The organism is Amycolatopsis sp. NPDC039088, assembly GCF_055598845.1.
Map to the genome: position 1 here is coordinate 24,189 of NZ_JBVKAE010000053.1, position 21,806 is coordinate 45,994.

At 69.3% G+C, this 21,806-nt stretch carries 6 protein-coding genes; 4 read left to right on the forward strand and 2 right to left on the reverse strand.

All coding sequences use genetic code 11. From position 1 onward, the window contains the following. The first annotated feature begins 15 nt into the window (after positions 1–15). From ACZ7KI_RS39695 to ACZ7KI_RS39710, 4 genes are all read left to right on the forward strand, one after another. The gene (locus tag ACZ7KI_RS39695) at positions 16–1,116 is read left to right on the forward strand and encodes a hypothetical protein (RefSeq protein ID WP_470278154.1); all 1,101 of its coding nucleotides are present in this window, start codon (positions 16–18) and stop codon (positions 1,114–1,116) included. Positions 1,117–1,466: 350 nt separating this feature from the next. Further along, positions 1,467–16,724, forward strand: a complete 15,258-nt coding sequence (locus ACZ7KI_RS39700) for a WXG100-like domain-containing protein (protein ID WP_470278155.1) — start codon at positions 1,467–1,469, stop codon at positions 16,722–16,724. Between the two features lie 107 nt (positions 16,725–16,831). After that, on the forward strand, positions 16,832–17,257 hold the full coding sequence (locus ACZ7KI_RS39705; RefSeq protein ID WP_470278156.1) for a hypothetical protein: 426 nt from the start codon (positions 16,832–16,834) through the stop codon (positions 17,255–17,257). A 114-nt stretch (positions 17,258–17,371) separates the two neighbouring features. Then, positions 17,372–17,629, forward strand: coding sequence for a hypothetical protein (locus ACZ7KI_RS39710; RefSeq protein ID WP_470278157.1), 258 nt, complete (start codon positions 17,372–17,374; stop codon positions 17,627–17,629). Positions 17,630–17,637: 8 nt separating this feature from the next. Here ACZ7KI_RS39710 and ACZ7KI_RS39715 read toward each other — a convergent pair whose 3' ends face one another. Both ACZ7KI_RS39715 and ACZ7KI_RS39720 read right to left on the reverse strand, forming a co-directional pair. Continuing rightward, a complete protein-coding gene (locus tag ACZ7KI_RS39715) occupies positions 17,638–20,070 on the reverse strand; it encodes an ATP-binding protein (protein WP_470278158.1) in 2,433 nt (810 codons plus the stop codon). A gap of 48 nt (positions 20,071–20,118) precedes the next feature. Then, entirely contained in the window at positions 20,119–21,558 is a 1,440-nt protein-coding gene (locus tag ACZ7KI_RS39720; RefSeq protein ID WP_470278159.1) for an amino acid permease, read from the reverse strand. Between the last annotated feature and the right edge of the window lie 248 nt (positions 21,559–21,806).

A 21,806-nucleotide genomic window follows, 5' to 3' on the forward strand; every position in this document is an offset into this window, starting at 1 on the left:
GGAAGCGGGAACACCATGCCCTCGGACGCAGAAGAGTCCACCGGCGTCGCGGTCGCCACGGCGGAAGTGGCGGCACCCACCGCCCCCGAAGCCAAGGCGGACACCGAAACCACGCCGTCCCCGGCAGCCGAAACGGTCGCGGCCGGTGCCGTGCCGCCGGTCGTGGACGCGGGCGCCGACGCCGGATCGCCGCCGTCGGGACGGATGTCGAAACCGGTGATCGTGGCGGCGGCGGTCGCCGGTGTCGTGCTGGTCGCCCTCCCGATGGCGCTCAGCGGACTGCTCGGCGACGCCGAACCCGGTGAGGGGCCCGGATCGGCGGGCTACGCGAAGGACCTCCCGCCGGACGGCGGGTTCGTGCCGGGACTCGCCGCGCCGCCCGCCGACGCGGCCGGTGTGCCCGCGGGCCAACCCGGAAATCAGCTGCCGGCACAGGCTGCCGACGGGATACCGGCCGGTCAGCCGGGAGCGCCCGCGGACCCCGGAACCGCGGGTCTTCCCGGCGGGCCACCGGCGGCGGGCGGCGGTCCGGCTCAGGCACCGCAACAGCACCAGGGCCCGCCACCCGCCCAGCAGCCCCAGGGCCCGGCCGCTCCGGGTGCCAAGGCGGTCACCTACGAGGGCATGGCCGGCCGAGGATGCGGCGGTGGCACCGGATTCACCGGCGTCGGCGCGTACAGCGACGGCAAGTCGGGCTGGGTGAATCACGGCGACGGCGGCTGCGGCACGTCCTTCGTCTCGATCCCCATGTCCGGCGACGCGAACAAGGACGACACGAGCGCGTACGGGTTGTGGACGTTCAACACCGGCCCGGTGACCGCCGGCTCCTGCGCGGTCTCGGTGTTCGTCCCGAACGGCGACGTGACCGCGGTGGGCGGCAGCCCGTCGGTCTATCGCGTGTACGACCGGTTCGCGGTCGACAAGGGAACCCCGGTCGGGACGTTCCAGGTCGACCAGATCGGCAACCGCGGCCGGTGGGTCAACGTCGGCACGTTCCGGATCAACGGCGCGAAACTGGCCGTCCAGCTGCTCAACCGGGGCCGTGACTGGTCGGGTTCCACCAAGACCTACGCGCACCACGCCGCGGCGACGGTGAAGGCCAAATGCCAGGCGTGACCCGGGGTCGTGGGTGGTATCTCATGTCCCGAAAGCCACTTTCGGGACATTGGGGAAATCGCGCAGCGGTCTGATGCCCCCAATGCGGCATTGGGGGCGCTGAGCGTCTCCAATGCCGCATTGGGGACATATCCGGCCCTCCCGGGCGCGCCACCTTGGGGTGGCCCTCGAATAGAACAGTCCAAGTCGCTCACGAGCCCTCGCGAAGCCGTGCAAGCCGCCCAAACTGGGCATATTCGTCCCGAAAAGTGTCGCTTATGGACAGTCAAGAGTCGACCGGGATCTCGGCGCGGTGAACCGTCCGGCCCCCGGGCCGCGTTGTCTCCGGTGAACCGGTCAGGAGGTGGTCCGTGCCCATCAAGGTCGATCGCGGTGACTTCGGCGACGTGCCGGAGTGGGCGCGGACACTTCTCCAGATCCTCGGGGTCGACTGGCCCGCCGCGAATCAGCACAAGTTCCGGCGGGCGGCGCAGGAATACGACACCGTCACGGGACTGCTGAACGAGCTTCCGGACGACATCGCCAGGGTCAAGCGGGCGATCGACGAGAAGTTGTCGATGCCCGAGGCGGGTGAGGCGTTCGACAAGAGCATGAAGCCGCTCACCGGTGGGTCACCGAACCTGCTGGGGGAACTGGCCGAGGGAACGAAAGGCATCGCCGACGGCTGCCGCAAGATCGCGCTGGACGTCGAGTACACGAAGTTCTCCGCGATCGGCCAGCTTTTCCTGCTGGCGTACGAGATCGCGATGGAGTACGCCCTCGCCTCCGTCACCGCGGGCGCGTCGCTCGCGAACCTCACCTGGCATTACGCCCTCACCCGCGGCTACTTGCTCGTCCTGTTCAAGATGCTCGTGCGGGCGATCGTGTTCGAGATGTTCATCGGCATCACCGGCGGGCTGATCATCGACGCCGCCGTGCAGCGCCTGCAACGCGAACGCACCGAATGGGATGACGAAACCACCAAGCAGACGGCGATCTCGGGAGCGATCGGCGGGCTGCTCGGCGGTGCCGTCGGCGAACTCGGGGAGAAGCTGGGCCGCAAGATCGGCGGCCTGCTGGGCAAGGACTTCGGCAAGATCGCCACCGACGACCTGCTGAACCTGGTCAAGGATCTCAAACTCCCGAACGGGGACGCCCTCGCCGACGACTGGGTGCGCGACATCGGCCGCACACTGACCGACCGGGCGGGCAAACAGTTCACCGATCCGGCGACCGCGTTCACCAAACGCGCGATCGAGGGGTTCAGCGACGAGGTCGCCGACCGGTTCGTCACCGCGTTCGGCAAGACCCTCGGTGACGACGCGGCCAGGCAGCTCGGCCGGGACTACGCGCGCACCTTCGTGGACAACTGGACCAAACACGGACTGGACGGCAGTAAGGCCTTCAACGACAGCCTGGGAAAGGTGCTCGCACCGCACAACGACAAACTGGGCAAGGACGCCGTCGGCCTGCTCACCGACCACGTGCCGGACGTGTTGTCCCGCAACGCGACCGACCGGCTCGGCGGCAACCTCGCCGCGAGGGCGGTCGAGTTCAGCACGGTCTTCCTCTTCGAGGGTGTCTCCGGGGTGATGAGCCAGGCCACGATGGCCGCGCTCAACGGCGAGTCCGTGTCCGCCGCGGAATACGGGATGGGATTCGCCGGCGGCGTGGTCGGCGGCGCGGTCAGCCACAAACTCGAGGGCATCGGGGAACGAGCGCTCGACTCGGCGATCACGTCGATGAAGGAGAGTTTCAGCGGCGGGGGCTCGCTCGGCGATCTTTCGGCCACTCCCACACCCGAAACCAAGAGCGAATCGGCCCCGTCGCCGTCGGCCGTGCCGACCACGCCGAGCACGTCTTCCACCTCCGATACGAAGTCCACTTCGGACACGAGAAGCCCGGCCGACAGCAAGTCTTCTTCGGACATCAAAGCACCTTCCGACACCAAGTCTTCTTCCGACACCAAAGCGCCCTCCAGTTCGAAGTCCACTTCGGACACCAAGCCGCCGTCGGAAGTCAAGACGAGCTCGTCCGGCAAGACGAACGCCAAAACCGAGGCGGCCGGGACCGCGCCCACCACGGTGCGGACCTCGTCTGACGCCGGGACCGTCGAGGAGGAACGGCCGCGCACCCGTCCCGCTCCGTTACGCACCACTTCGGAAGAACCGGCCGTCGCCTCGACCTCAGCCGTCGCCTCGACTTCGGCCGCCGCCGTCCAGGCCGAACCGGCGGTCACCGAGACCGGAAGCGAGCCGGCGCCCGCGATCGAACCGGATCTCGGCAAGCCGTTCGTGGAAGACCTCTTCGACGGCTTGGAATCGGACGTGACCCCCGCGCCGCGGCCGATGGAGCTGCGGGAACAGGAATGGACGTCGCCGCATCCCGACGGTGGCGAACCGCTGACACCGCGGCGGCTGGTCGACGAATTCGGCTTCCCGCTGGTGAACCAGCAGCGGTTCCAATGGCTCGCGGACTGGTCGAACGTGGTGCTCGACGTCCGGCCCACCAACCCGGACTCGGTCCGCTGGCTCGAACAGGGCGCGGTGCCGAAACCGAAGGACATCAAGGCCAAGACGATCAGCGAACTCGACACGTATTTGGCCGACGTGCGGGATTCCGTCGGGCTGGTCGGCTTTTTCCAGCCGCAGCTGCCGGAGAACCTGGCCGATCTTCCGCCGGAGACGAGGAAGAAGATCGAGGCCAGATTCGCCAACCGGGAAAAAGAATTCCAAGCGCTTTCGCAAGAAATGGGCGAGCTGGCGGAACAGGGCCGCTATCGCGTCGTGGACGGAATCGTCCAGGCCAAGACCGAGAGCGGTGAATTCCGCCCGATCACCGGCGACCACGACGTGTACCACATCCGGTGCGTCGACGACGGTTCGTCGCTCACGACCGCCGACTACGAGGACGTCGTCGAGCTGCTGACCAAGCGGAACATGGGCGTACAGCACGGTGCGCATATGTACTGGTCTCCGCAGGGCGAGTTCCAGGAAAAGATCTTCAGCGACATCGTCGAGCGCCATCAGGAAGGCGTGCGGGACGCCGAGCCGCTCATCCGCTTCGATCCGGGACAACCACCCCGGCTCGTCTACGCCGACCCGCTGCCGGTCCGCGACCAGGCCGCCGCCGAAACCACGGCCGCAACCACCACCGGCGAGACGGGCAAGGACGACCAGGACCTGGCCCGCGCGGATCTGCCGCCGTTCCTCGCCTCCGGCCAAGCCCTCGGCTCGGCGCCGGTGCTCGAGGTCACCGGGACGGACGAACTCCGCGACGAACTGGCCCGGTTGCTGCCCGGTGCCGAGGCGGATCGGCTCGACGCGATCAGGAACGCCGTCCGCGACGATTTCGAATCCGCCCTCAGCGGCCTGCATTTCCCGCTCCGCACGGGCAAGGACAGGCGGGAGGTCCGGATCAGGGCCGCGATCGTCGGTGACGTGGTGCACGAGCCGCAAGAGAAGACCAAGGCGGATCTCACGGTTCAGGGCGGCACCGCGAACGCGGAGAACCTCGCCGGACTCCAGGCCGGCGACCTTGGGACGGCGGTGACCGTGCAGGCGCCGACCGGCCCGTATCTCACCGTCGGCGGCAAGGTCGCGCTCGCGGCGCCCGGCACGACGCAGACCGTCTCGACGTCCACTTCGGACCAGCGGGCGATCCGGTCCGGAGAGGGCTCCCGTCGGGTGGGCCTGAAGGTCGAGTTCACCGTCGCCGTCCTCGACGAGAACGGCGTCGAAGCCGTCGGTGAAGACCGGGCGAGGCCGGTTCCCGGACAGGTCACCGTGCGGCTTCCGAACGACCTGGTCGGGCTCACGCCGCCTGCCGGGCTGACCGCGAAGGAGTTGGACGCCGACGTCGGGCGCAAACTCCAGAATCCGGTCCCCGAGGCGGTCACCGATCTCGGTGACGTGTTCACCCCGACGGCGAGGCTGCTGCACCGGACGATCACCGCGTTCGGTGCCCCCGGCCGCGACGCGCTGCGCGCCTTTCTCGGGACCGCCGGTATCCGGGAGAACTTCGGCGCCATGCTGGAGGGCTGGGTCAGCTCACCCGCCCTGCTCAGCACGGACGGCGGTGAAGTGGCGGCGGTGCGGATGAAGGCCGTGCCGACCAGTGCCGAACTCGTCGGCCCCACCACCGGGACACAGCTTCGGCTGCACGAGTCCACGACCACCGCCTCCACCGTTTCCGCCTTCACCAAACGAGGATTCGACGCCTCCGTCTCGTTCGGCGGCGGTGGCGGCGTCGAGGGGACGAAGATCGCCGCCGGTGTCGGTGGCGGCTATTCCGCGCGGACGGTGGACACCGTCGTGTCCGGCCGGACCTCGACCGCGAAATCGGGTATCCAGCTCAAGGGCGACGTCGGCCTCTACCGGCTCGAGACCACGATCGTGGTGCAGGCGCTGGACGGCCGGGAGACCACGACCACGGCGACGGTCTACGCCCGGCTGGGGATGGCCGAAGCCGCGGCACAGGGCCTGCCGGTCCCGGACGGCACCGGTGACGGCGTCACGCCGCCGTCGGTGGAGAAGTTCCCGCCCGCGCAGCTGGCCGCGGGGCTCGCGGCGGGCAATGTGCGTGTCGGCGAATTCACCGGCGCCGAGGCCGTGCTGACGGAAATCCGCGGCAAGCTCCGGGAAGCGGGCCAGTACCAGGATCTGCTGCCAGGCTGGGAGGGCACGCGAGCGAAACGCGCGGGTGCGGCGCGGACGCTGGAGATGCTCGCCAACGAGCACCGGCTTCAGTCCGCGTTGTCCCCGGCGGCACTGCGCAACCGGATGGACGCGCTGCTGGGAGCCGGGGTGTCGGTGACGCTCAAACGCCAGGGTGTCCTGTGGCAGGACAACGTCACCATCACGGTGCGGCTGGAGTCGAAGCGCCCCAAGCACATCGGGCGCGCGACCGGGCGGGTGGTCCGGAACGCCACGAGTACCGGTCCGGCGCTCGGCGCCTCCTCCGCGACGAGCAAGGGATGGACGGCCGGGCTCGAAGGCAAGGTGACCTTCGGGGCGACTGTGACGGCTTCGGCGAAGTACGGAAGCACCAGCGGCACCCGGACCGGCGCGGGGCCGGTCACCGACTCGACCGATCTCAACATCGGCAGCGCCGATTCGGAGGGCTTTCAGCACGAGGGCAGGTTCGTCGTCACCATCACCGGTTTCTCCCGGTTGAACGCGGCCGCCCGGCAGATGCTGCCGGGACTGCCGGGCATCCAGGTGCCGGACGTCCGGCGGATCTGGACCACACCGGACGAGGCCGAAGACGGGTCCGTCCCGCTTCCGGCGGCCTTCACCGTGTGGATGTCGGACAGCCTGACCCTGCCCGCCGAAGCCGACCAGGTCGCACCCGGTGAGCCGAAGGTGCGCGAGCTCGACCCGCCGCGGTCGATCACCGGCCACTTCCAGGAGCTCACGCCGTCCACTGTCGACGACTGGATCGGGGTGGAGAGCATCGCCCACACCGGATACGTCGGTTCGGCGGCGCTGGAAGCGCTGGTGGAGGCTTCGGAGGGCGACCGGGCGCTGGCGCTGCCCGGCAGCGACGCCTGGACCGATGTCCAGGCGATGCTGAGCACCGACAACATCAAGGCGGCGCTGCGGTCGTTCACCCGCGGTGTGATCGGCGCCGACCTCGTCCACCCCCGTCGCCTGGCGGACCGCGTCGGCAGGATCGGCGTCCACGCGAGACTGAGCGAACCCACCTTGGTCCGGGTCGCCGACGACGCGGCCGCGGAACGGTCCACCTCGGGCGGTTTCCGGTTCGAGAGCGGCACGAGCAAGGGCACGGGCCCGGTGTTCACCGCGGGGGTGGCGGGCAGCGGCTCGGTGAACGACGATCCCGCCGGCTCCGCGACCGGCGGCCTGTCCGGCAAACCGTGGGCGAAGACGACCACGACGGCCGACGGCCTCGACATCTCCGCGGTCGTGGACCGCAACCTGACCACGGCGGCCGGGACACCGCGGGTGCTCGCCCGCTTCGACATCGACTTCACCGTGCTCGCCGAGGCGCGGCAACAGACCGCGCTGATCCGCCCGGACGCCCGCGTCGCCGCCCGCTCCGTCCACCTTCCCGGCGCGGCGCTGGTGTGGCTCACCGAAGACCAGGCACGCGAACACGGTCTCCTGCCCGCCGGCCCCGCGGGCCCACGGGACCGCGACGAGCGGCTCGCGCCTCTTTCGACGCTGCCGAAGGGCAAGCCGGGCGCGCTGGGTTTGGGCACCGTCGAGCGGCTGCCCGAGCTGTCCGATCTCGTGCCGAAGCTGGCCACCGAGCTGACCAAGGCCAAGATCCCGTTGCTGCCGGGGATGTCCCTGAACGACGCGATGCACAACTGGGCGAGGCTTACCGGCCTCGTCTCACCGGAGGGCGTGCGGGGACTGGTGGACAGCGCGCTGGACGGCGGTATCCCGCTGCACACCCATCTCCCGAAACTGTTCACCGGCAGCGGATACCAGCTCCTGCTGACCGCGAAAACGCTGGGCGATCCGGCTTTCCGCGAGGTGGTCAACGACGGCCGGACCGTCGAACACAGCACCGTCCGCGCGGTACGGACCAGCCACGGCGACAGCACGGCCAAAGCGTGGTCGGCGGCGTTGCGCGCGGGCGGGCAGGAGAAGTACCAGGGCGACACGACGACGTCGGTCGGCGGCGCGGTCACCAGGGGGATCGGTGCCGTCAAGGTGACCGGCACCTCGGAGGTCCGCACCGAACAGGAAACGTGGCTGCGGACCGCGACCGGCCCGGCCGCGTTGTTCGACGTGCCGATCGAGTTCACCCTGGAGGTGCGGCGGGACGGCGAAACCGTCGCGTCGGCGGGCACGGGGGAGCGGACGATGGGCATCCGGCTGCCCGCCGACAACCTGACCGTCGGCACCGGCCGGGAGCCGGACGCCGTCGAGGACGCCGAGCCGGATCCGCTGTCCGCGGCGGACGCCACCCCCGCCGCGCTGACGGAGTGGCGGCAGGGCAGCGTCACCGAGCTGCCGGACATGGCGTCGGTCGAATCCGTGCGCGCCGCCGCGCGACTTCGCGACGTCGTGCGCGAAACCCTCACCAAGGCCGGGGCGGACAGCGGGATCACCGGCTACGGCACCGCGGCGGTCAACGCGCTCTGGTCGAGCCTGAGTCCCCAGGTGCTGCAGGCGTTCCTGCCGACCATGACGGCGAGAAGCCTGCCGGTGCCCGCCTTGCGTGAGGCGGCCGTCCTCCGGGGCAAGCGGGCGAACGTCGAAGTGCACGCCCGGCTCGGCAAACCGCGCACGATCGCGTTGAGTGACGGCGTCAACCTGGAGAATCCGAAGAACTCGACGACGGCCCGCTCGGCCGAACGGAAGATCACCGAGGCGGGCGAGATGGGCATCACCGGACCCACCGTCACGCCGGTCGATGAAAAGAACAACGTCGGGGGCCTGGTCACCGGTGTCGACGCGCGGTGGACCAGTGAGCCCGCCGACGCCACGGTCGACGGCACGACCGTGTCCGCCGTCGCGAACCTCAAACCGGTCGGGCGGACCGCGTTGGTGCGCTTCGACGTGGACTACCGGATCGTGGTGAAGGTCGACGGCCGGACCGAGGTCGTGGACCTCTCCCTGCCCGGCTCGGCGGATGTGCGGATGCCGATCGAGGGGCTGTCCGACGTCACCGGTCGGAAGACGCCGCGCGTTCTGAAGGCACGGCAGGGACGGGTCGCCAGAACCGCGAAGGCGTGGCGGGACGCCGAAGTCGGCGCCGAGGGCCACCGCCGCCAGGCCGAACAGCTGGTCAAGGAGCTCGGCGTCGTCGGCGTCGACTGGAACGCCACGGTCGACGCGGCCAGGGTCCGCCGTCCGGGCACGCTGGAGGAACGGCACCACCATTACGCCCGCGAGACCGAGAAAGCCCTGCGGGAAGCCGAAAGCGTCGCCGAAGCGGCTCGGCTCCACCACGGCCGGGTGTCCTCGGCCACCGAAGCGGTGCTGGCCGAGCTGAAGGCCGGGACCGTCGATCTCGACGACCTCGCCCGTGGCACCGCCGACGCGGACCGCCTCTTCCGGCTGCGCTCCTCCGAACTGGCGGCGGCACGCGGACGGGTGGATCTCGCCGAGGAGAACGAGGATCTCGCCGCGGCGCTGGACGACGTCCGGCGGCTGATCCGGGAGCGCGCCGACGCGAAGATCCGGCGTGACCTGTTCCGCGAAGTGCTGGCGGAGCGAAGGGAAACCCTGGCCGTCGCCGAGGCCTCGGCGACGGAGGCGAAGGAACAACTCGTCGCCGCGGCCGAGCAACTGGTCCGCACCCAGGCGGAGTTGCAGGCCGCGTGGCTCGACTTCGTGGACGGCAAACAGGACGCCTGGTGGCTGGCGAAAGGCGCGCTGGACGCCGAATTCGCGCGGCTCACGGAACCGCCTGGCTCTCCCGAAGACGAGAAGTGGCGGCACAGCCGGGCCACCGACGCGCCTTGGTTCTCGGTGGCGAAACCGCTCGACCCGGCGCAGTGGGAGCAGCTACGGGCGACCACGCCGAGGCGGGCGGTGGCCACCGAGACCGCCGACGTGCTGACCACGCTGTTGTCCGAAAAGGACAAACGATACGACGGGGTGATCCGGTACGGCGTCAGCCGTTTCGTGGTCGACGGGCGCGGGGTCACCGAGTTCACCGTGCCGATCAACCTCGTCCCCGGCCGCGGTGTCACCGACGAGCAGCTCGCGCGCCTGCGGGAGCGCGCCGCGGCCGGTGTCGAGCAGCTGCTCAACAAACGCCACGGCCTGCCGAACGGTGACCAGCTGCACGTCCGGGTCGAGTTCACCGACGACCGGCTGACCGGCCCGGACGGCGATCCCCGGTACCGCGCGTACGACGTCGTCGCCGGTGACGACGAACGCACCACCCAGACCACCTGGCGAACCGATGCCACACCGGAGGAACTGGCCCACGAGCTGCTGCACTACCTCGGCGCGGGCGACGAGGAGCACGACGAGAACCGGGTGTTCCTCAGCCGTGAGGACGACGGTACGACCGGTGTCGTCACCGGTGACGACAGCATCATGGGCAAGGGCGTGGTCACACCCGGTGTGACGCCGAAACTGCTGCCTCGCCACACCTGGATGATCCAGCACGTCCTGCACAGCCAGCTGGGCCCGGGATATCGCCTCACCGATCCGGGCCAGGACGCGTTGCCGGGTGTGCGGCCCGCCGCGGACGACGGGCTGACGGACGCGCAGCGCGCCACGCTCGGTCGGGAGCGCCTGGAAGCGGTCAGGGCCGGGGGCGACACCTTGGCGTCGAACCTCGTCGAGGCGATCACCCGGACGCGGGCGGCCGATTCCCCGGAGCGCCAGGCAGGACTGGGGGAACACGCCACCCCGGAGGAGATCGCGGTCGCGCTGGATGTCCGGTTGCGGGTGCTGACCGAGGACGGTACGACTGTCGAACTCGGCCCGGAGCACGGCGAACCGGTGGCCGTGGTCTTGTCGTCGTCGGCCGACTTCCTGGCCACGGCGCCCGTTCCGGCGCATCCCGGGCTCACCGCCGCGCAGCAGGAGACCCTGGCCCGGCTCGGCAAGACGGCGGTGCCGGTGGGCGGAAAGCCGGTCACCGGGAACCTGGTCGCCGCGATCGCCGCCGCCGTCGCCCCCGAATCGTCGCTACGGCAGGCGGAACTGCGCGAGCTGGGTACGACGCTCGGGGGTGCCACGGCGGCGAAGATCGCCGAAGCCTTCGGAGTCCGGCTGCACGTCGTGACCGAGAACGGGGACGACCTCGGGTATGGCCCCGAGGGGCGGCGGCCGGTCCGCATCGTCCGGACGGCGGGCGGGGAATACCTGGCGACTCGCGACCTGGAGGCCAGGACGGCTTCGAGGCCGGTGCCGCACCGGCCCGAACCCGCCACGATCTCGGAGGAGATCGAGCGGGACTTCGGGATCGGCACGGAAACGCAGGCCGGGCTCCAGCGGGCCGCGGACACCGCGGGCGTGGCGTTCGACCTGCGGCCGGTGAACCCGGAGACGATCCGCGCGCTGCTCCGGGGCGGGCGTCCGGCGTCTCCCGGCCTCGCGGCGGGCACGGTCACGACCTGGGACGTCCACCTCGGCATGCCGGAGCAGGCGATCGGACTGGCCGCCCGGTTCGAGCCCCGGCTGCCGGACCTGACCGCCCTGCCGCCTCAAGTGTGGGAAAGGATCGAGCACCGCTACCGGCAACGGACGGCCGAGTACAGCACGCTGGCGGACTCCCTTCCCGCCGGACATCGGGTCGTCGGTGGCGTCGTGCACGTGGCGACCGACGACGGCTGGGCCCCGGTGATCGGTACCGATTCGCACCATATCCGCCGCCCGGACGGCACCGCCTCGGTGCTGACCGACGACGTGGAGCTGGACGCGCCGCTGCTCGATTTCGTGGCGCACACCCTGCCGCTCGGCTATACCGCCGGCCTCGACCGGCAGGGCGACGAACCACTGATCCGGTTCACTCCAGGCACCACGCCGCGGGTGATCGTCGCCGGCGACACCCACCCGGTGGCCGACGACACGGCCGAGTCCTTTGTGGACTATGCGGAGATCGACTGGGAAGAGTCGCGTGCGCACGCGATCGCCCAGCAGGCGGACGACGTGCTCTGGGACGGTTCGATCGACCTGGACACCGAGGACTCGCAAGGGGAGTCCGTGTTCTTCATGCTCGCTCCGGACGACAGTGCCGGTGAACACGAGAGCGAACACGTCAGCGAGCGCTCGGAACCGGACGATCGCCAGGAGTACGACGCTCTCCTGACCCCGGTCACGATCGATTTCGCCGAAGGCTCGGCTCAGCTGACCGGCGCGCAGCTGAAGGAGCTGCACCGCGTCGCCCGGCATATGACCGAGGTCGCCTACGTCTATCTCGTGGTCCCCCAGCTGTTCGGGCCGGTGCCTTCGATCGTGGTGTCGGGCGGCGATCCCGTCCGGAACCAGGTCCTCGTGAACACGGTGCGGCGGATGGTCGACGACCTGGTGTTCGCGCGAACGGAACTGGACCGCCTGCAGAGCCATCAGCTGCTGCGAAGCATTCACGTGTCCGTCCGTGAAGCGGATGGCGACGCGGATCGGCACCAGGTCCGGATCGAGGGCTCCGACATCGCGGTCGCACACCTTCGGGCGCCTCGGAAACAGGTCGAGGTGACGACGACGTTCCGCGTCGAGAGGACCGGTTCGGTGACCGAGCCCGCCTTCACCTATCCCTCTGACGTGTCCCTGGCGGAGACTTCTCGCTCGACCCCGTTCGTCGTCCCTCTTCAGGAGACCGTCGAGTCGGATCACATCCCGTTGCGGGTGGCCGACGACCTGTCCGTCGCCGTGGGTGCCGGGGAGAACTCGAAGGAATTCTTCGCTGTTCCCGAAGTGGTCGCCAGGTCCCGCGCCGCGTTGCTGCGAGCCGACAGCAACATCAACCTGGTGGTCCACGACGACGTCGTCCTGGTGGTCGAACGCGACGGGATCGAACACCGGCTGAACAAGGTGAGCGTCAAGTTCTGGGACAAGCCGTCCCATATCTGCCGTGACATGGCGCAAGAGATCTTGGGCGCGCTGCCGGACATCGCGATCTTCAGGAACGAGAACGGCGACGCCGCGGTCGGGAACGTCAGTACCACCAACGGTGTCGAAGTGACCGGGGTCCGCGACCTCGCCGAGGCGATGGCGGCACAGGCCGAAGACCGCACGGATCCGGTGGGTCCGCGGTGGGCGGTGGCGCAGGTGGCCAAGGACGTCAGGCCGACCGGTGGTGGGACCGGTGCGCCCCGTCCCGGGCGTGAGTACGGCAGCGCGATGAGTCACCAGCTGTCGAACGCCGCGCGCCGGGCGAAGATGGATCAGGCGGCGCAGGGCAGTGGCGTCAACGAGCATGCCTGGCCGTCGGTCGGGGAAGCGTACTGCGCCAATTCGATTCCCTTCGATGACGCCGACGGCACCGTGTCGATGAGCCGTGACTTCGCCAAGGGAATCGAGAACGAAGGCGCTCCCTTCGGATATCACTTCGCGGCCGTCGTCGCGACGAGCCTGGACGGCCGGTTCAACCTCACTCTGGAGAACACGCCACAGGGGCGGATCCGCACCCCGATGGTCGACGAGGCGATCCAGCGGGCTCTGCGCGACCACGACGGCTTGTGGGACGAGCTCGAAACATGGTTCGACGGCGATCTGCAGCGGGCGAAGCAGGACTCGTCCCCCGCAGTCGCGGAGATCGAGCTGAAGATCTACGTGGTCAAAAAGCTCCGGGCACTGGCGGAAATCAGCGCGTCACACGGGCCCGACGACCCGGAGAGACAGCGCGCGTACAACGAAGCGGCCGGCGGTGTCTACAACCTCGCCACGTGGCCGAAGGAGCGTGACAACTGGCACTTCGTGTCCTACAGCAAGGAACCCGGTGATTCGTTCCACGAGCACTGGGCGGCTTACCACGATCCGGAACTGTTCATGATGCCGAACCTGATGACCGTCGTGGTCTCGGGCGGCCAGGGGTCCGCGAACACGTGGACCGCGCAGGTTTCGTTCGAATCCGGATCGAGCAGGCCGCGCGAGTCCGACGTGCAGACGTTCCGTTCCGTCGCGACCCGGGTCGCGAGGGCGGCGATCTGGCGTAGTGCCAACGATCTCCCGATTCCGGCGGTGACCGTCACGGGGTACGGCAACGGGAGCTTCGCCGTACCGGGCGGTGCGATCAAGAAGGGGAAGGAACGCGCCGACACGGTCTCGGCCATGCTGGTCGAGGAAATCGGCGAAGAACTGAATCGTCTCCAAGGAAACGATCGGACGGTCAAGGTCGCCTCCGACAAGGACCCCGTCGCCGACGGCGTCCCGACGATCCGGGTGGCGGCGAAGTCGAAGGGGCGTGATCTCACCGGCGCCCCGGACGATCCGCGCTCGACACCGGAGGAACGCCGTCGCCGGGCGGTCATCACGGTGCGGCCGGACCCGGTCGTCGCCACCGTCCCGCTCGAAGGAAATCGCGGGATCAGGCTGGACGACCCGCGGCTGGCGGAGGTCGCCGACGGCTACCCGGCGGACGACAGGTTCTTCACCTTTCTCGCGCACGGTGACGTGAACGGTGCTCCGGTGTCGGGCGGTGCCCCCGTGAGCCCGTCCGAGGTGGCCACGATGTTGGTGTCCGCCAGGGACGAGGGCCGGTGGGACGGCGAGAAGCCGTTGATGTTCGCGTCGTGCGGTGCCGGCCGCGGTCGCGACAAATCGTTCGCGGCCCAGGTGCTCACCGAACTGCGGACGCGGGGTATCGAGGCCGACGCCGTCGCGCCGGACGGCCCGGTGTACTTCGTGCCCGGCGTGACCGATCCGGCCGGAGCGGGCCACCTCGTGGTGACCGGGAACGTGGGTGTCGACGCCGACGGGCGGCCGGTCGTCGCGCCGAAGGGGAACTGGATCCGGCTCGACGGCGCCACCGGACGAGCGCGGCCGATCGGTGCGCACATCGTGGTGGAGGAAGGGGAAAACTGGCGTACGACGGCCCTGCCACCCGGATACGCGGCCGGGAAGTCCGTGCGCGACCTCGACCGCGCGGTGCGGCTCGACGGCGACGAACGACAGGACGCCGGGACCGCGCGGCGCGACTCGTCCGATCGACAGCGGTTGACGGCGGCGCAGCGGAACGCGCTGGCCCTCGCCGCGGAGCGGGGAGAACGCCTTCATGAGGCCGACCGGATGGCCACGATCGAACGTATTCGCAAGCTGAACACCACAGCGGGCACCCGCTACCCGGTCGAGGACCCGGACGCCATGGACCTGCTCTTGGACGCCGTCCATTGGCATCTTCAGACGATGGTCCTCACCCGCAACGTCGACTTCACCCGCGCGCCGTCGGGTATGCCGAAGGACTCAGGCGGGCATACCCCCACCTGGGCGGAGTTCTTGACCGGTCTGGAACGGTTCCCCACGTACTGGGAGACGGGTCTCACGACGGGAACCGCGTTCCGTGGCGGTCGTGGCTGGGTCGAGGAACAGCTGGGCTACCGGGAAGTGCTGAACCGGACCAAGGGTGATCCGGCGAAACCCGGCGACCGTGACGCCGATTTCGACCCGGTCGCCCCCGGCGAAATGCCGCTTTACGCCGCTTTGAACTCCTCGCTCCAGACGGGCGGCGCTTATCCCTACGGCACCACCGTGATGTACCTGAAAGAGGAAGTGCGCGAGCGTTCGACGTTCACGCCCATGGACAGTGCCGCCGAGGGGCTCGCGGGTGTCCAGTCCGCCACTGACGGCAAGCACCTGTTCGGGCTGCTGGCGCACGGCCATGAGGAAAATGTGCGGCTGGCCTTGGGCGGCATCACCAACTTCAAATACGACCGCAAGTTCCGGATGGAAATCGAAAAGGACGGTTTCGCGGCGGTCGGACATTATTTCGAGGCACAGGTTCACGGTGGCCTTTCGTGGGCGGACCTGTCCAAGGTGGTGGTCAACTGGGGCGACCTCTACGGGCGGGACGCGAAGAACACGACCAAGGCCGAGGCGGAAGACATCGTCACGTACCTCGAGGAGTTCAAAAAGGCGCGTGGTCACGACTTCGACGTGCTTCTGGGCAGGGAGATCGGGGTACCGGGTGGGCTGGAAGCCGCCGAGAACCAGCGTGCACTCGGTTTGTTCGGCGTCGATGCGCTCGGCCCTCGTGAACGGGAGATCCTGGCGGCGCTCGACCGGCTGGCCAAGCCGACGCCGTTCGCCAGCCGCGCGAACCGGGACGAGATGCTCGACCTCGCGGCCCGGGCGGGCATGAATGCCGACTCTCCCGACGAAGCGCTGGAGAAGCTCTGGACTTTTGCCGCGTCGACGTCAGCGGACGAAGGGATTTCGGCCGTGCGGGAGAGGCTGGAGCGTTCGCGGGCCGAGGCGACCACATCGGTGACCGCCCGTGTCTTCGAAGACGTCGCGAACGATCTCGGGGTGAACCTGTTCGAACTCGAGATGCGGACGATGGACCCGCTCGGGGTGTTGTGGTCTGCTTGCGACGCGGATCCGGCCGTCCCGGTGTCGGAGCTGTATCGCGGGTTCGCGGACGGTGGCCTCATGGGTATGTGCGGCCAGACGGCCAATCTGCTGTTCGACCTGGCACACGACCCGGTGGACAAGCCGGCCGAAGCGACCGTGTCCGGGTTGACGGACGTGATCAACGGCGGCCAGGACGTCGGCGTCTGGGTGAGCACCGGGTCGACACACGCCTTCTACCTGGAACTGCGGGGTGACCGCGCGGTCATCCACCAGAGCTACGTCGGCCGGTACAGCTTCGCGCACAATCTCGGCGCTGGCCGGTCTTCTTCGCGGACTGAATTGGCGGATCGGCTGACGTCGATTCTCGCCGGGTACCAGAGTGGAGTTCAGCCGGTCGCCGCGGAAGAGGAGTTGTTCGGCGGGGCGCTGCTGAACCTCGCCCGGCGCGACAAGTACGAGCTGAGCGGCTGGCAGGTGTTCCGGATCAAGGTCGCCCCGTTCCGCGACGCGCGGCAGCAGGTGGAGCGCCTGACCGAGCTGGTGACCGCCCGGCACGACGCGTGGAACGAGATCAAGAACTCGTCACAGCCCGTCGCCCGATATCTGGGGATGGAACCGGAACCCACCCCACCCGAGACGGCGTCGTCGGACAGCATCTTCGAGGCCCTGGTGCCGGACTGACCCACGGGAACCGCCGGGCGGTTCTGCCGCCTCTCCTGCCTGGTGCCGGAAGTTTCGGTGCGGTCTGCTGAGGTGGCGAACCCACGCCCGTCAGCAGGAGGTACCCGGTGACCACAGCGGAAGAGTTCACCTTGGCCAAGGTGTTCGACTTCGTCGACCCTGAAACGGGTCCGGGCTTCGCGCCCGGCCATCCCCGGATCGAGGACCCGGAGGAACTGCGGGCGCTCGTCGCGTATCTGGACGGCGGCACGCCGGTCCTGCTCACGCCGTCGTTGCTGGACGACGTCGTCGACCCGGACCGGACCGCGGTCGTGCCGGCGAACTTCCGCACCGACGGGACGTGGATCTGGACCGACACCGTCACCTACTACCTGGAACACCACGGATTGGCGCCGGAACCGGACCTGCTCGGCCACGTCCGGGAGCGGGGGCCGTCCGCGGCGCCGGTGCCTCCGGACGTCGTCGGGCGCGCGGCCGGATTCGTGCTGGAGCCACCGGGTGCCGGGCGGGCGCCGGTGTGGAGCGCGGGCTGACCCGGCGGGACCTTCCTTCCGGTTCTTCTGCTGGTGGTTGTTCATGGTGACCGGGACACGGGTGCCGTTTACTGAATCCAGAGTCGCAGAACCGCTCAACACCAAGGAGTTGACGTGTCGCTACGAATCCGAAGTCTCCACGGTCGCCCCGCCCGGTCCGAAGAGGACATGGTGGCCGTCTACGTCTCCCGCGACGACATCCGTGACCTGGACGCGGGTGAACTCGGCGGCCGGATCGCCGCGGCCGCCGGGCTGCCGCGGGGAGGCGGGTCCGCGGCCATCGCCGAGTTCGAACCCACGCCCCGCTACACCATCCAGGACGTGCTGCTCGGGCACATCACCTGGGACGAACTGACCCGCGCCTCCGCCTGACCGGCGGGCTACGAGGCGTTGAGGCGTTCGGCCAGTTGCTCCCGAAGCCTGCTGCCTTCGGAGCGGCCGAGCCGATCGCACAAGGCCATCGCGCGTTCCCGGTCCTGGCGTGCCGATGCCAGGTCGCCCGACTCCTGTGCCAAGGCGGCCTGGTCGCAGAGCGTTTCGATCTGAGCCCGCGTCAGCCCGATGCGTTCGTAAAGTTCCCCGGCCTCGGACAGGCGGCGGCGGGCGTTCGCGTGGTCGCCACGGCGGCGCAAGAGTTTCCCGCTTTCCTGGAGCGCGCGGGCCTGCCCCATGGCCGCGCCGTGGCGGCGGAAGAGGTCGAGTGCCGTCTCGCATTGGGTGAGCGCCCGATCGAACGAGTCGAGCGCGGCCAGGTTCTGAGCCGAACGCAGCAGCATGTACGCGTAGTTGGTGTCGTCCACCGGAGTGCGCGAGCCGCCGTGTTCCTGAGCGAAGTAGCGGACACAGACATCGAACTCTTCGGCGGCGTCGTCGAACCGGCCGTTCCGGTACCAGTACGAAGCCCGCATCGTCCGGGCCACATGGACCCCGAGCGGATAGCCCGCCTCTTCGAACAGACGCGTCGCTTCGTCGAACAGCTTGGGCGACGTGGTGCCGCCGGCCTCGCGGGCTTGGGCACTGGTCAGGTAGAGCCGTGCCCAGCCCTGTTCGCGATGGTCACCCGCTTCCACGGCGGCGTCCCAGGCCAGTTGGGCCATCCGGGCGGACTCGTCCGCCTGGTTCCCCAGTACAGCGTGTACCCAGGACAGATAGTTCCGGTGGACCGCCTCGTCCCGTTTGCTGCCGAGCGCGATGGCGGAGTCCACGGCGAGCCCGAACACGTCGTACCAGGTACTCGCGTTCCCGCCGATCTCCGAGTACCAGTGCATGGCTTCGGCGAGGTCGAGGACCGGCCGGTGGCCGCCGCGGGCGGCGACGCTCTTGACCGCGGCGAGCCAGTTCTTCAGCTCGACCTCCAGCCACCTGCCCGCTCCGGCGTGATCGTCGAACGACGGCGTCGCGGCCGGAAGCGGGCTGACCCCGTCCGTCGGATGGAAGTAGCGGCCCGCCGCCGTCGCGGTGGACACCAGCCAGTCGGCCAGCCGGTTTTCCGCGGCCTCGACGGCTTCGGGGGGTTCCTCCCTGGCGAGCCGTTCGGTCGCGAAAACCCGGAGGAGGTCGTGGAACTGGTACCGGCCGTTCTCCTGCGACGTCTGCAGCAGGCTCGCGTCGGCCAGTTCCTCCAGGAACACGGCGGCGTCGTCCTCGTCGGACGCCTCGATGAGCGTCATCGCGGCCCCCACCGAGAAGTCCGCCGCCGGGACGAGCGACAGCCGCCGGAACACCGCGGCCGCGTTCGGGCTGAGCTGGCGATACGACAGTTCGAACACGCTGCGCACGTCGAGATCGCCGGCGGTCAGCGTGGTCAGCCGCCTGCTGCGGTCACGAAGCTGCTCCACCAGACGCGACAGCGGCCAGGTGGGGCGGCTCGCCAGCCGGTTGCCCGCGATGCGCAAGGCCAGCGGCAGCCGTCCGCACAGTGCGACCAGTTCGAGCGCCGCCTGCCGCTCCCGCGCGACCCGGCCCGCTCCGATGATGGTCGACAGCAACGCGACCGCGTCGTCCTCGCCGAACACGTCGAGGGGGAGCCTGCGTGTGCCTTCCAGGCCCACCAGCATCTGACGGCTGGTGATCAGGGTGAGACACCGCGGCCCGCCGACCAGCAGCGGGCGGACCTGGGCTTCGTCCGCCGCGTCGTCCAGGACGATCAGGGTGGCCCGGTCCAGCAGGAGGGAACGGCACAGGCCCGCCCGGTCGTCCGGGTCGGCCGGGATGCGCACGGCGTCGACGCCCAGCGAGCGCAGGATCAGGTGCAGCACGTCCGCCGGATTCGCCGGTTCGGCCGACATGCCGCGCAGTTTCAGGAAGAGCCTGCCATCGGGGAACTCCTCGGCGAGGTTGTGCGCCACGCGGACGGCGAGGGTGGTCTTGCCGGTTCCGGGCGGCCCGCTCAGGATCGCGACCCGCCCCGACCGGCGTCGGCCCTCGCCCAGGTCGGTGGAGAGGGCGCGCAACGCGTCGAGGTCGGCTTCGCGTCCGGTGAGGTCGTCGACGTCCGTCGGCAAGATGCCGATCAGCGGTGATTCGTAGATCCCGGCGGGCGCGGGCGCGGCGACCGGCTGGGCACGGCCCATCCTCGCGACCTTCTGGAGGCCGGTCAGCTCTTCGTCGGTCAAGGACAGTGGCGCGGCGAGCGCTTCGATCGTCCGGCGTTGCGGGCTTTTGGCGATCCCGCGCTCCATGTCGCTGATGGCCCGGACACTCACCCCGGATCCCTCGGCGAGTTCTTCCTGCGTGAGGTCTGCGCGAACGCGGTACGCCTTCAGCATCGCCTTGAAAGTCGGGGCTGCCTTTCCCAAGGCGGCGTTCGTCATGGGCCGAATTATCCACACCCACCCCGCCGGCTCAACTTGACCTTGGTCTCACCGGCGCGGCAGGTTACGGCCGCGAGAACGCGGGATTGACGCCGGTTCGGCGAGCCTGGACCGCCGCATGCTGTAGCCGAAGTAGATGAGCAGCCCGAGCGCCATCCAGCCGGCGAAGACGATCCAGGTCGCGCCATCGAGGCTGAGCATCATGTAACCGCAGCACAGCACCCCGAGGATCGGTGTGACGGGGGAGAACGGCACGCGGAACGAGCGCGGGGCCTCCGGTTGCCGCTTTCGCAGCAGCAGGACGGCGACGTTCACCAACCCGAAGGCGAACAGCGTGCCGATGCTGGTGGCGTCGGCCAGTTTCCCGAGCGGGATGAACGCGGCCAGCGTCGCGACGAAGCCGGAGACCACCAGGGTGTTGACCCGGGGAGTGCCGGTCTTGGGGTCCACTTTGGACAGCGAGGCGGGGACGAGGCCGTCACGGGACATCGAGTACAGGATGCGCGTCTGTCCGTAAAGGACGGTCAGCACGACACTGGAGATCGCCACGATGGCGCCGACGGCCAGCAGACCGGCCCACAGCGGGTTGTCGGACACGGCACCGAGCACATGCGAGAGCGCGGCCTCCTGGCCGTCGAACTCCTGCCACGGCAGCGCGCCCACGGCCGCCACGGCGACCAGGCAGTACAGCACGGTGACGATCGCGAGCGACAGCAGGATCGCCCTCGGCAGATCCCGTTGCGGGTTCTTCGCCTCCTCACCCGCCGTGGAAGCCGCGTCGAAACCGATGTAGGAGAAGAACAGTTTCGCGGCGCCGGCGCTCAGCCCGGCCATGCCGAGCGGCAGGAACGGCGCGAAGTTCGCCGCCCGTACCGCGGAGAACGCGATCGCGCAGAACAGCACCAGCGTGCCGACCTTGACCACGACCATGATCGCGTTGGCCCGCGCGCTCTCCTTCGCGCCGGACAGCAACAGGAACATGGCGAGCAGCACGACGACGATGGCCGGGATGTTGACGATCCCGCCCGAGCCCGGTGGCTGGCTGAACGCGTCGGGGATGGCGAAACCGAACGCCAGCCGCAGCAACTCGTTGAGGTACTGACCCCAGCCGACGGCCACCGACGCCACCGAGACGCCGTACTCGAGCACCAGGCACCAGCCGCAGACCCAGGCGACCAGTTCGCCGAGCGTCGCGTAAGCGTAGGAATAGGACGACCCGGACACCGGGATCATTCCGGCGAGCTCGGCATAGGAGAGCGCGGAGAAGAGCGCGGTGATCCCGGCGAGCACGAACGACAGCACTACCGCGGGCCCCGCCACGGGTACCGCTTCGCCGAGCACGACGAAGATCCCGCTGCCCAGCGTCGCGCCGATGCTGAGCATGGTCAGCTGCCCGAGCCCGAGGGAGCGCTTCAGCGTGCCGTGATCACTGTCGGCGATCAGATCGGCGACCGGTTTCCGCCGCACCGCCGCGGCTCGCAGAGTCATGCCGAGGACCGTATCCGCCGTGCTGAACACGCAGAACAGGAGATCGTTGCTTGGTTACCTGGATTACAGGCGATTCGTTGAATCCTGCCGCTCGATTCGTGACGAGGTGGAGCGGGCTCGTTCGCGAGGGGTCGTGAGTGGCGATTCGGGTTATTGAGAGGTAACCCAAACGTGGCGTGGTGGGTGGTAAGTCCGTGAAGGCCTCCTTGAGGGACTCTGGGTCCCTCAAGGAGGCCTTCACGGACTTC

What these genes read in the sequence shown, in the direction of transcription:
- ACZ7KI_RS39695 (WP_470278154.1), top strand. Translation starts at nt 16, where the DNA reads ATGCCCTCGGACGCAGAAGAGTCCACCGGCGTCGCGGTCGCCACGGCG.
- ACZ7KI_RS39715 (WP_470278158.1), bottom strand. Translation starts at nt 20,070, where the DNA reads ATGACGAACGCCGCCTTGGGAAAGGCAGCCCCGACTTTCAAGGCGATG.
- ACZ7KI_RS39720 (WP_470278159.1), bottom strand. Translation starts at nt 21,558, where the DNA reads ATGACTCTGCGAGCCGCGGCGGTGCGGCGGAAACCGGTCGCCGATCTG.